The organism is Arthrobacter sp. (assembly GCF_030540645.1).
Taxonomy (GTDB): Bacteria; Actinomycetota; Actinomycetes; order Actinomycetales; family Micrococcaceae; genus Specibacter.
Genome location: NZ_JAUNVV010000004.1, coordinates 54,445 through 64,939, shown reverse-complemented (window position 1 = coordinate 64,939; position 10,495 = coordinate 54,445). Strand labels below are relative to the sequence as shown.

At 60.3% G+C, this 10,495-nt stretch carries 12 protein-coding genes; 4 read left to right on the top strand and 8 right to left on the bottom strand.

All coding sequences use genetic code 11. From position 1 onward, the window contains the following. Positions 1–120: 120 nt before the first annotated feature. The 3 genes from Q4P21_RS01795 to Q4P21_RS01785 all read left to right on the top strand — a co-directional run bounded on the left by Q4P21_RS01795 (position 121) and on the right by Q4P21_RS01785 (position 1,681). The gene (locus Q4P21_RS01795) at positions 121–306 is read left to right on the top strand and encodes a hypothetical protein (protein ID WP_303387154.1); all 186 of its coding nucleotides are present in this window, start codon (positions 121–123) and stop codon (positions 304–306) included. Positions 307–351: 45 nt separating this feature from the next. Further along, positions 352–975 carry a TetR/AcrR family transcriptional regulator gene (locus tag Q4P21_RS01790; protein ID WP_303387153.1) on the top strand — a complete coding sequence of 208 codons (624 nt, stop codon included), beginning with the start codon at positions 352–354 and terminating at the stop codon, positions 973–975. A 148-nt stretch (positions 976–1,123) separates the two neighbouring features. Further along, positions 1,124–1,681: a hypothetical protein gene (locus Q4P21_RS01785; RefSeq protein ID WP_369598839.1), complete on the top strand. Its 558-nt coding sequence runs from the start codon at positions 1,124–1,126 to the stop codon at positions 1,679–1,681. Here Q4P21_RS01785 and Q4P21_RS01780 read toward each other — a convergent pair. From Q4P21_RS01780 to Q4P21_RS01755, 6 genes are all read right to left on the bottom strand, one after another. Further along, the gene (locus Q4P21_RS01780) at positions 1,678–2,562 is read right to left on the bottom strand and encodes a hypothetical protein (protein WP_303387151.1); all 885 of its coding nucleotides are present in this window, start codon (positions 2,560–2,562) and stop codon (positions 1,678–1,680) included. The two genes, Q4P21_RS01785 and Q4P21_RS01780, sit on opposite strands and share 4 nt — an antisense overlap. A 27-nt stretch (positions 2,563–2,589) precedes the next feature. Continuing rightward, positions 2,590–3,579, bottom strand: a complete 990-nt coding sequence (dapD, locus tag Q4P21_RS01775; RefSeq protein WP_303387150.1) for a 2,3,4,5-tetrahydropyridine-2,6-dicarboxylate N-succinyltransferase — start codon at positions 3,577–3,579, stop codon at positions 2,590–2,592. Between the two features lie 48 nt (positions 3,580–3,627). Beyond that, complete coding sequence (locus Q4P21_RS01770) at positions 3,628–5,223, bottom strand: molybdopterin-dependent oxidoreductase (RefSeq protein ID WP_303387149.1); 1,596 nt, start codon at positions 5,221–5,223, stop codon at positions 3,628–3,630. Positions 5,224–5,353: 130 nt separating this feature from the next. After that, positions 5,354–6,163, bottom strand: a complete 810-nt coding sequence (locus Q4P21_RS01765; protein ID WP_303387148.1) for an anti-sigma factor — start codon at positions 6,161–6,163, stop codon at positions 5,354–5,356. Then, on the bottom strand, positions 6,160–6,741 hold the full coding sequence (gene sigK / locus Q4P21_RS01760; RefSeq protein WP_303387147.1) for an ECF RNA polymerase sigma factor SigK: 582 nt from the start codon (positions 6,739–6,741) through the stop codon (positions 6,160–6,162). Before sigK ends, Q4P21_RS01765 begins: the two co-directional genes overlap by 4 nt. 76 nt (positions 6,742–6,817) lie before the next feature. Next, the gene (locus Q4P21_RS01755; protein ID WP_303387146.1) at positions 6,818–7,492 is read right to left on the bottom strand and encodes a fasciclin domain-containing protein; all 675 of its coding nucleotides are present in this window, start codon (positions 7,490–7,492) and stop codon (positions 6,818–6,820) included. Positions 7,493–7,663: 171 nt separating this feature from the next. Between Q4P21_RS01755 and dapE the strand changes: the two genes are divergently transcribed. After that, on the top strand, positions 7,664–8,812 hold the full coding sequence (gene dapE, locus Q4P21_RS01750; RefSeq protein ID WP_303387145.1) for a succinyl-diaminopimelate desuccinylase: 1,149 nt from the start codon (positions 7,664–7,666) through the stop codon (positions 8,810–8,812). Between the two features lie 103 nt (positions 8,813–8,915). Here dapE and Q4P21_RS01745 read toward each other — a convergent pair whose 3' ends face one another. Both Q4P21_RS01745 and Q4P21_RS01740 read right to left on the bottom strand, forming a co-directional pair. Continuing rightward, positions 8,916–9,758 carry an amino acid ABC transporter permease gene (locus Q4P21_RS01745; protein WP_303387144.1) on the bottom strand — a complete coding sequence of 281 codons (843 nt, stop codon included), beginning with the start codon at positions 9,756–9,758 and terminating at the stop codon, positions 8,916–8,918. Further along, positions 9,755–10,405 (bottom strand): amino acid ABC transporter permease, encoded by a 651-nt coding sequence (locus Q4P21_RS01740; protein ID WP_303387143.1) that lies wholly within the window; start codon positions 10,403–10,405, stop codon positions 9,755–9,757. The genes Q4P21_RS01745 and Q4P21_RS01740 overlap by 4 nt, the downstream gene beginning before the upstream one ends. Positions 10,406–10,495 lie beyond the last annotated feature (90 nt).

Here is a 10,495-nt window from a genome sequence, read left to right as displayed (position 1 = left end):
CGTGGGGTGGGGGCCCAGGGGGGGGGGGGCCACTGTTTTTGGGGGGGGGGTTGGTTGCCTTTTGTACCCCCCCCGCCGCCTTTCTCATGAAAATCCCCTTCTTGAAAGTTGAAAGCTAAAATGTTGAAATTGCTGCTGCACACCTTCTCCATGGCGTTCCCCATTGTCGTTGTGGTGCTGGGCATCCTGCTGCTGGTGGGCAAAACAGTATTCCTGCCGTACTTCATCGCCGCCGTTGTTGTCATGGTGGTCCTCCTGGTGCTTTTGTACGTGGACAAGAAGAAGGACGCAGCAATCAGCAAGTAGGCGAGTCATTGAGCAGACTTGAAACAAGTGTGCTAAAAAAGATATGTGCCTAAAATTATTGATGCCGATGACCGCCGTGAACTCGTTGCGGACGCCGTGTTCCGCGTTATTTCGGAACGGGGAATGGGGCAGGCATCGCTGCGCAACGTAGCCAAGGCCGCCAATCTGGCTTTGGGTTCGGTACGGCACTATTTCGACAACCAGGGCGAACTGATGGAGTTTGCCTGCCGGGTCAACTCTGAACGCATCCACGTCCGGGCCCTTGACAAGCTCGTTGAGCTGGAAGAAAATACCTTGCCCGCTGCGGCCGCGGAGATTGTGGAGAATTGCGCCGCTGTCCTGGAGGAATTGCTGCCCTTGGATGAAAGCCGGCGGGCCGACGCCGTGGTGCACATGGAATTCATGCTGGACGCTCGTACCAATACCGGGCTTTCCGACGTCGCCAGGGACGACTACCGGGCCACGGGCGCCGTCGTTGGCCGCGTGGTCATGCAATTGCTGGAAAGCCCTCTCGCTTCCGCCAATTTGGTCCCGGTGGATGAGGCCGAAAGACTTATTGGCCTCTTGGACGGTTTGAGCCTGCGCATGGTCCTGCAACCAGCCTGGTCGACTCCCGAACAGGGCCGGGCCACTCTTCGCAGGCACCTGCACACGCTCCTGGCAAAATAGCCCCATATTTGGTCAGTGCCGAGTTCCTCGCTTCAGAGTAATCTTGAAGGTGGGATTGCTGCACCAATAATGCAGCGGCTGGAGGCGAAAGAGAATGCATCACACAGGTGGCCCCGGATGGCGTATCACCATGGATACGTGCGGACCCATGCTTATAGCCCTTTATCTGCGTGACGTGGCTGGTCTGGTGGGCGCGGGCACCCCTGCCCTGTCAGATGTGGCGCCTACGGTCACCGCCTCAGACCACACCATGCTGATCTCCAGTGTCGGTGGAACCGACGCCTTGCGGGATCAGTGGGAATTCTGGTGGGGCAGGCTGCTGCAACAGGTACCCGGTTCGCAGGAAACCCTCACGCCCCCAAACTTCCCCGAACTGGCTGGGATGCCCGCCCTCCAGCGGGTGGCCCAAGCTCACTATGGGGCGGCGCTGACCTGGTCCAGAGAGCAGACGCACCTGTATTCGGTGCTTGCACAGCAGCGTGAAACCCTGGGTGAGCACAAAATTTTGGCGGACCTTGTACAAAACAGGGAGATGGAACTTGGACGCTGTGCCAGGGATTTCACCCTCACCATCGTAGAAGTTCCACTCGCAGAACAACGGGCGTGGTTCATTGAACCGAACCGCCTCATCATGAGTTCCCACCTGCTTGATGACCAGGCGTCCTTTTGCAGTTTTGTCCGGCCCGTGGTGGAACTGCTGGTCTAGCTTTGAATTGCCGGGGCCAGCTGGATGGCTACTAGTTCCGGAGTTGCCGAACCACCAGCCTGCCAGCCCACGTTGCGGCCGTCGGTGTTGGCGCTCCTGTTCCACGTTTGGCCGGCGTGGCTGATTTCGACGATGCCGAATTGGTGTGCGTTCGCCAGCGCCCAGTTGGCCACGATCCAGCCATGGGTCGGGGAAACCGGAACGTGCACCAGTGTGCCCGCTTCATTGACCGTCGTAGTGGCATCGAAAAGCCCCACAGCTGCTTGTGCCGCTGAAATCACATCTTGTGGATTGCTGCCGGAGGTTGCGGTTGGCAACGTGCAATTGAGACTTGCAGGAGTTTGCCCCGCCATGGCTGAAGCAAAGGCGCGGGACAACGCCTCGTGCTTGCCGTAGGCGTGCGGGTACCCGGAGCGCTGGACAATCTGGGCTGCGTCATTGACGGGCATGTCAACATAACCTGGCACTTGAGCCAAGGCATCGTAGAATGCGTTTGCTGAAAATGCCGGGTCCATGATTTCATCCACACTGCCCCAGCCCTGGGACGGGCGCTGCTGGAACAGGCCAATCGAATCCAAATCCCCATAGTCAATGTTGCGCAGCTTTGATTCCTGCAATGCCGTAGCCAAGGCAATGGAAGCTGCGCGCGCAGGCATGCCCCTCTGCACAGCGAGAGTGGTGATCAGGGACGCGTTTTGGCTTTGATCAAGGGCAAGTTTGTAGCTCGCATCTCCGACAGTCGCGGTGCAGCCCGTGGACAGCCCCGGAGCCAAGGTGTCCCGGAGCGTGCCAACAAGCCACGCACCGCCGCCAATGAGCAGGCCGAGACAGACTACGGTGACAGTCAGCAACGTGGCAATGCGACGGCTCCGCCGACTCATGGCACGGAACGTTCAGCAGATGCGTTGTTAGTTCGCATGCAGGATCTCATTGAGCGCCACAGTGACACCCTTGCGCGGCAGGGCCTCGACTTCACCGGTGCTTGAGTTACGGCGGAACAACAAGTTCGGAAGGCCCGAAAGTTCGCTGGCCTTGACCACAGCGCTGGTGAGCGTGCCGTCGTCGTTCTTGGAGCCGTAAAGGCGCACCCGGGTTCCGGCGGTGACATACAGGCCGGCCTCCACCACGGAGTCGTCGCCGATACTGATGCCCACGCCGGAGTTGGCACCCAGTAGGACGCGCTCGCCCACAGCCACCCGCTCACGGCCGCCACCGGACAGTGTGCCCATGATGGAGGCACCGCCACCCACGTCGCTGCCATCGCCCACCACCACGCCGGCGGAAATGCGGCCTTCAACCATGGAGGTGCCCAGCGTGCCGGCGTTGAAGTTCACGAAGCCTTCGTGCATGATCGTGGTGCCCTCGGCCAGGTGGGCGCCCAGCCGGACACGGTCGGCGTCGCCAATGCGGACGCCTGACGGGACCACGTAGTCCACCATGCGTGGGAACTTGTCGACGCCGTATACCGTGACTGGGCCGCGGCGGCGCAGCTTGGTGCGGGTGAGTTCGAAACCGTCGACGGCGGCCGGGCCAAAGTTGGTCCACACGACATTGTTGAGCTTGCCAAAAACACCGTCGAGGTTGAGGGTGTTGGGGGCTGCGAGGCGGTGGGAGAGCAGGTGGAGGCGCAGGTATGCGTCCACGGCATCCTCAGGGGCAGCATCCAGGTCGATCTGGGCGAACACCACCTGCACGCTCACGTCCCTGTCCGCATCGGTGCCTGCTGCTGCCAGCGCGGTGAGAGCTGCGTCTGCTTCTGGAGCCTTTCCCAATGCGCCTGTGATGGTGCCCAGGGCCGGGCTGGGGAACCACACATCAAGGACGATGCCGGAGCTGGTGATGGTGGCAAGGCCGAAGCCGTGGGCGGAACGCTCTGTGGATGTAACTGGTTGGGTCATTGGATAAGTTTATCGGCACCGGGGGAGCGGGAATGTCAGCAGCCCTGCTCAGACCACTGTGAAGCTGATGGAGTGCCAGCCGCTGGAGCCATCGGGTGCCGGAGGTGCTTGGTCCTCGGTCTGCAGTTCGTTGGCGGCATCGTAGGCGCGGACGCGTACCTTGTGGTTTCCGGCCGGGGCATTCTCCCAGACATATGACCACTGGCGCCAGGTGTCCACCGATGCCTCGGCGGCCAGCGTCGCAGCCAGCCAGGGTCCGTCGTCCAGCTGGATTTCAACCTTTGAAATACCTTTGGTCTGCGCCCATGCACTGCCGCCGATGGAGACTTTCCCTGCGGGGATGCGTGCCAGCGCTCGGGGAACCTCCACACGCGATGCAGTTTTGATGGGACCGTGCGAGGACCAGCCGCGTGATGTCCAATACCCTGCATTCTCCGCGAAGGTTGTGACTTCCAGGTCGACAACCCACTTGGTGGCCGAGACGAAGCCGTAGAGGCCCGGCACCACCATGCGGACGGGGAATCCGTGTTGCAGGGGCAGCGGCTCGCCGTTCATGCCCACTGCCAGCATGGCGTCACGGTCATCCTGAAGAATGGGAAGGGGCGTTGATGCGCTGAAGCCGTCGATACTTGTGGACAGCACCATGTCGGCGCCCGCCTTGGGCTTTGCCCGGGCCAGCAGTTCCCGAATGGGGTAGCCAAGCCATTTGGCGTTGCCGGCGAGGTTTCCGCCGACCACATTCGAAACACAGGTCAATGTCACATACGACTCGATGAGATCAGCTGCCAAAAGTTCATCGAAACCCAGCGTAATTTCTTCCTCGACCATTCCGTGGACGCGCAGTTCCCACTTGGCCGGGTCGATTTCCGGGACCACCAGAGCAGTGTCGATGCGGTAAAAGTCGTTGTTGGGGGTCACGAAGGGGGTGACTCCCTCCACTGGCGCCTGGACTCCAGTGGGCAATGCCGCAGCCTTGATCTTGGCGGACGGGAGCTTGAGGGCGTCACGCACCTGCCGGACGGCGTTGCGGGTGGTGGAAAGGGCACTCCCTGCCACGCCGGCCACAACCGCCACTCCAGCCAGGGCTGCGGTCCGTAGCAGGAAACTGCGACGACTGGTGGAATCCGCAGTGGGAGGCTGCTGCCCAGCCTGAAGTGGCTGTGCCTGCGTTTCGCCACGTGCTATTTCCGGTTCCGGCGTTAAGAACCGGAGGCTCAGAAGGCCTGCGATGGTGCCGACCAGCAAAGGAAAGAGGTCTGCAATACCGGCGCCGGAGCGGGTGATGATGGCTGCGCCCATGACAAGGGCAAAGACAACCACCAGTGCGGCACCAGCCCTGAAGTGCCTTCGGGCCACGATCCCGGCTACCGCGGATAGCAGGGTTGCTACAACTCCCATGGAGATCAGCAGCACCATTTTGTCATTCGTGCCAAACGTGGCGATGGCGAAGTCTTTCAGCCACGCCGGGGTGAAATCAATGAACGCGGAGCCAACGGATGTCAGCGGGGCTGACGCAGGGCCAAAAAAGACCGAGACCAATTGGGCTGAGGCAAACAAGATTCCAGCCGCAACGACGCCGGCCAGTGCCCCTGGCCAGAGTTCATGCAAGGAATGTTGACGTGGTGCCTTGTTCAGATTACGCATTGGTTGATCCTTAGAATTATTGCTTGGCTACCGGGTTGGCAGTCCGGTAGGGGTGCTCTTAAAGTACTTCGGAGCGGAGCCCCTGTCGGATTGCTTGGACAGGGGCTCCGCTCCGAGAATTCTTTTTGCTTTAGAGCGCTTGGACCATAAGTGGCTTGGTAGTGGGCGCTGGCGAACCGCCAGCCGGTTCAATGGTGATACCGACATGCGTGGCACCGTTCAGTTTCCCGTCGAGGACCTGCATGCCTGGAGTGGGAGATCCAGGATTCGGCATGACCCCTGCCGGAACAGCGCCTTCTGCGGAGATGAACCAGAGTTCATAGGTTTTGTCCGCAGGCAACTCCGGCATGCCCTTGACCATGATGGCGGCCCTGTTGGCCGTGGTGGAGGAGGCGACTGTTACTGATGCGCCGTCGGACATTTCGGTGGTGGCAATCTTGGCGTCGGAGGCACTGACTATCCCCAACATGGCTTCCTGTTGTGCCGCAGCCGAGGCCTGATTGGATTCAAGGGCCACAAGCCTTTTTTGCAAGTCGGTGTCGGTCGAATTCTGGCCGACAACCCAACCGGCGGCACCGGCGAAAACCACCAGCGCAGCAGCGGCGCCTAGCGCTGGAAGCCAGCGACTCCCCTTGGTGGTGTTGGGAGCCGAGGAATGGCTTCCATGTCTTTTACCCGAGGAAATATCGCGGACTGCTGAAGGGTTCGGAGGTTGACGTTTGTTGCGAATGGCTGCCATCACGTCGGCTTTGAGCTGCGGCGGTGGGGCCTGCTCATCTGTTCCGTAGGCCAGCAGTGTCGCTGTCTCAGTGAGTTCGCGGGCTTCTTGCGCCGTTTGCTCGTCGGTGAGTGCGAATTTTTCAAATTCGACACGTTCTCTGTTATCCAAAGCGTCCAAAGCGTAGGAGCCGGTGTTCAAGTGCAATTGCTTGTCCATCATGCCACTCCCAACCTGTCTCGCATCCTTATCATCCCGTCACGGATTCTTGTCTTAACTGTACCCACTGGAACCTTGAGAAGCTCCGCGACCTCTTGATGGGTGTAGCCGCCGTAGTAGGCCAAGCTGATGGCCTCCTGCTGGGCCGGTGTCAAGGACTTCAAGGCCTGCTGGACGCGTTCGGCCTCGAATTGGCCTTCCACGGTTTCAGCGACGTCCTCGTAGCTCTCTTGAAACTCCTTCATGCCTTGGCGCAGGTCCCTGTCGCTGCTGGCCTGGCTGGCCCTGACTTTGTCCACCGCCTTTCGGTGCGCAATGACCAAAATCCAAGACATGGCCTTGCCTTTGTCCGGATCAAAGCGGGATGCCTGCTCCCAGATGTCAAGGAAGACCTCTTGGGTTACTTCCTGACTCTGGGCGGGGTCCCTGACAACGCGGCGCACCAAACCGAATACTCTGGGCGCCACTTCGTCGTACAAAATCTCAAAGGCCGCCTCGTCGCCTGAGGCGACGAGGCGGATGAGTTCTTCCTGGGATGGTGGGGCCAAGGCCTCCACGGATCGCAACCACGGTACACGCATAGTGTCTACAGTGCCACGTTCTTCCTTCTCAAGCTGGCTTCCTTCGATCTGTGTTGCGAAATATTGATGCTTCCGGTTACTTCTTGGCTGGCGGCATCAGCACGGTGTCGATCAGGTAGACCGTTGCGTTGGCGGTCTTGACGCCACCACAGATGACCTTGGCGTCATTGACCATGATGTTGTCGCCGCTGCCGGTGACTGTCAGGTCACTTCCCTCGGCGGTTGCGTGCGTTCCATCAATCTCGCTGGGGGAAAGCTGGCCGGGAACCACGTGGTACGTGAGGATGGAAGTCAAAGCTGCCGAGTCGGTCTTCAACCCGTCGATGGTTGCTGCCGGGATCTTGGCGAAGGCGTCATCAACTGGTGCGAAGACGGTGAACTGGCCGCCGTTGAGCGTGTCAACCAGGTTGACGTCCTTGTTCAACTGGCCCGAGATGGCGGCCGTGAGAGTCTTCAACAGGGGGTTGTTCGAAGCAGCGGTGGCAACGGGATCCGCAGCCATGCCGGCAACTGAACCCGCTCCTGACGGAACTGCTTCGGCGTAGGCTGCGCAGCCGGAGCCGACGAGATCCCCTGCCATGGCCTCAGTGGTGGCCATGGGAGCTTCGGAAGACATCGGCGCCTCCGAGCTTGCGCTCGGTGTGGTGGTCGTTGCTCCGCTGCAGGAAGTGATTCCCATGGCTGCGACGGCCAGGATTCCCAGGCCAAAGCTGATGCGCTTACGGTTTCCGGACTTCAAGGTGGTGTTCATGATGAGTCTCCATAATGTGAAAGCGGAAGGATTCCGTTTTTTCCCCACCAGTCGCGGCTTGCGCTGCTCCGGTTCGGGCTGTCAGAGAGTACTTCGGAGCAGCTCGGGAAACGGATTGGATTTTCTTGAAGAAAGTTTTTTCGCTCTTTTCCGCACCGCTAAACTGTGGGAATGACCAGCCAAAAAACCCCGCAAACACCAGCCACAGCACCGGGAACACCGACACCTTCGACGTCGACGGGCTCCCTGCCGCTGAATATCCGCCAGGACGTGGCCATGCTCGCTGCGGACTTGATGGACATTGAGAGCGTCTCCGGAAACGAGGGAGCGCTCGCAGACGCCGTGGAGCAGGCACTGACCGGGCTGGAACACCTTCACGTGGTGCGCAACGGCGATGCCATCGTGGCGCGCACATCGCTGGGCCGGGGCGAAAGAGTGATTTTGGCCGGTCACCTGGACACGGTGCCCCTGCCCACTGCATCGGAGTCGCGAGGAACCGTGCCCAGCACTTGGGAAGGTGAGGTGCTGTACGGCCGCGGGGCAACGGACATGAAGGGCGGGGTGGCAGTGCAGCTGGCCCTTGCTGCCACGCTGCTTGAGCCCAACAAGGACCTGACCATCATCTTCTACGACCATGAAGAAGTGGCCGCGTCCAAAAGTGGTCTGGGCCGTCTGGTGCGCGAAAACCGGGAACTGCTCAACGCGGATTTTGGCATCCTGCTTGAACCAACCAATGGGACGGTGGAAGGCGGCTGCAACGGCACCATTCGCTTTGAAGCAACAACAAAGGGGATTGCGGCACACTCGGCACGGGCTTGGATGGGGGAAAACGCCATTCACGCGGCTGCACCGATCCTGGCCCTGCTGGCAGCCTACGATCCGGCAACCGTCACCGTCGACGGCCTGGACTACCGGGAATCATTGAACGCGGTGAAGATTCACGGCGGCACGGCGGGCAACGTGATTCCGGATGCCTGCGTGGTGGAGATCAATTACCGGTTCGCGCCCGATAAAACCCCGGCCCAGGCCGAGGCGCATGTGCGTGAACTGCTGGCCGGCTTTGATTTGGTGTGCACGGATTCCTCCTCCGGGGCACGTCCGGGACTCACGGCGCCAGCCGCGGCCAGCTTTGTGGCGGCTGTGGGGCGTGAACCACTTCCCAAGTACGGCTGGACAGATGTTGCCCGGCTGAGCGAGTTGGGTATCCCTGCCGTGAATTTCGGCCCAGGCGACGCACTGCTGGCCCACAGCGACAACGAGCATGTGCATGCCGGTGCCATTCGCGAATGCCTGGCGGCACTGACCCGTTGGCTTGCCTAGCCCCACCCTCGTGGCGACTGCCGCTTAAACGTCAGGGGCCGCCGTCGTTCTTCAAAGAACGACGACGGCCCCTGGCCTTGCTGCCTGGGTTGCCGCAGGCGGGTCAGCCAGCCAGGCCAACCTTGGTCTTGACGATCTTCACGCGGGAGGACATCTTGAATTCCACGTACTTGGCAATGCCGGACAGGATCAGGCACAGGCCCACATAGATGACTGCTGCGACCATCAGCGCCGGTACGACGGGGGAGCCGTACCCGCCCTGCGAGCCAAGGAAATCGGCGTAGTACAGGATTTCGTGGTACGTGATGAGGAAGCCCAAAGCGGTGTCCTTCAAAATGACCACGAGCTGGGAAATGATGACCGGCAACATGGCACGCACGGCCTGCGGGAGCAGGATCATGCGCAGCACCTGGCTCTTGGAGAGCCCAATGGCAAGTCCGGCCTCACGCTGTCCCTTGGGGAGGGACTCAATGCCGGCACGGAATACTTCAGCCAGAACTGAGCCGTTGTAAAGGATCAAGCCGACCACGACGGCGATGAAGGGAGTGATGCCCTTGACGCCGGCGGAGGGCAGACCGTAGTAGACAATCATCATCAGAACCAGCAATGGCACTGCACGGAACAACTCGGTGAACCAGTAGCAGGGGATGTGCAGCCACTTGGAATCGGACAGTCGGCCGAAGGCGAGGACGATGCCCAGCACCAAGCTGCCGACGGCGCCAACAGCAAAGGCCTTCAGCGTTGCGCCGATGACCTCCAAGAAGGTTTGCTGGACGAGTGGGAATGTGAAGATTTCCCACTTCTTGGCCGTGAACTGGCCCGATTCGTTGAACCGGAACAAGATGAAGGCAATGATGCCGAGCACCACAATGAAAGTGGCTATGTTCAGGTAAACGTTGCGTGTGCGGGCCTTGGGCCCGGGGACGTCAAAAAGTACTGAGCTCATCGTGCCACCCTCCACTTCTTTTCAAGGTAACGTTGCAGCGGCGTCATGATCCCCAGCACCACAACCACAAAGATCAAGGCAACCCACAGCAGCCCTGGCAACAGGGGCTCGCCACGTTCGCTGAGGTAGGCGCGAATGGCACCGGCTTCCAGCACGGAGAACCCTGCGGCAACTGTGGTGTTCTTCAGCAGTGCGATAAAAACGCTGAAAAGCGGAGGAACTACTGAGCGGAAAGCCTGCGGAAGCACAATCAGCGACAGGGTTTGGATGAAGGGAAGCCCTATTGCACGGGCAGCCTCGGACTGTCCGACGGAGACGGTGTTGATACCGGAGCGGATTGCTTCGCAGACGTACGTTGCCGTGTACAGCGAAAGACCGACGATGGCGGCATTCATGAAACTGATCGAAGGCAGTCCCAACCGGGGATAACCCAAGGCGAAGAAGGCCAGGATCAGCGTCAGCGGGGTATTGCGGACGGCGTTGACGTAGAGGGTTCCCGCAGCACGCATGGCAGGAGCTGGAGAGACGCGCATCCCGGCCACGATAGTGCCCAGAATCAGTGCGAAAAACGCGGAAATGACAAACAAGATTCCGGTGTTCTTGAAGCCAGTGAGAAACAGGTCGCTGTTGTCAATAATTATATTCACAGGGCTATGTCGCTTTCAGTGAATTGGCTAGAGGGCTAAGCGGTGGTGGTGGCCCGGGGGGTGGCCCCCGGCCCCCCCCACAAGAGGGTG

Bases quoted from the DNA above. Each gene is read 5' to 3' on its own strand.
- Q4P21_RS01795 (WP_303387154.1), top strand. From the start codon at position 121: ATGTTGAAATTGCTGCTGCACACCTTCTCCATGGCGTTCCCCATTGTC.
- Q4P21_RS01785 (WP_369598839.1), top strand. From the start codon at position 1,124: ATGCTTATAGCCCTTTATCTGCGTGACGTGGCTGGTCTGGTGGGCGCG.
- Q4P21_RS01780 (WP_303387151.1), bottom strand. From the start codon at position 2,562: ATGAGTCGGCGGAGCCGTCGCATTGCCACGTTGCTGACTGTCACCGTA.
- dapD (WP_303387150.1), bottom strand. From the start codon at position 3,579: ATGACCCAACCAGTTACATCCACAGAGCGTTCCGCCCACGGCTTCGGC.
- Q4P21_RS01770 (WP_303387149.1), bottom strand. From the start codon at position 5,223: ATGCGTAATCTGAACAAGGCACCACGTCAACATTCCTTGCATGAACTC.
- Q4P21_RS01765 (WP_303387148.1), bottom strand. From the start codon at position 6,163: ATGATGGACAAGCAATTGCACTTGAACACCGGCTCCTACGCTTTGGAC.
- sigK (WP_303387147.1), bottom strand. From the start codon at position 6,741: ATGCGTGTACCGTGGTTGCGATCCGTGGAGGCCTTGGCCCCACCATCC.
- Q4P21_RS01755 (WP_303387146.1), bottom strand. From the start codon at position 7,492: ATGAACACCACCTTGAAGTCCGGAAACCGTAAGCGCATCAGCTTTGGC.
- dapE (WP_303387145.1), top strand. From the start codon at position 7,664: ATGACCAGCCAAAAAACCCCGCAAACACCAGCCACAGCACCGGGAACA.
- Q4P21_RS01745 (WP_303387144.1), bottom strand. From the start codon at position 9,758: ATGAGCTCAGTACTTTTTGACGTCCCCGGGCCCAAGGCCCGCACACGC.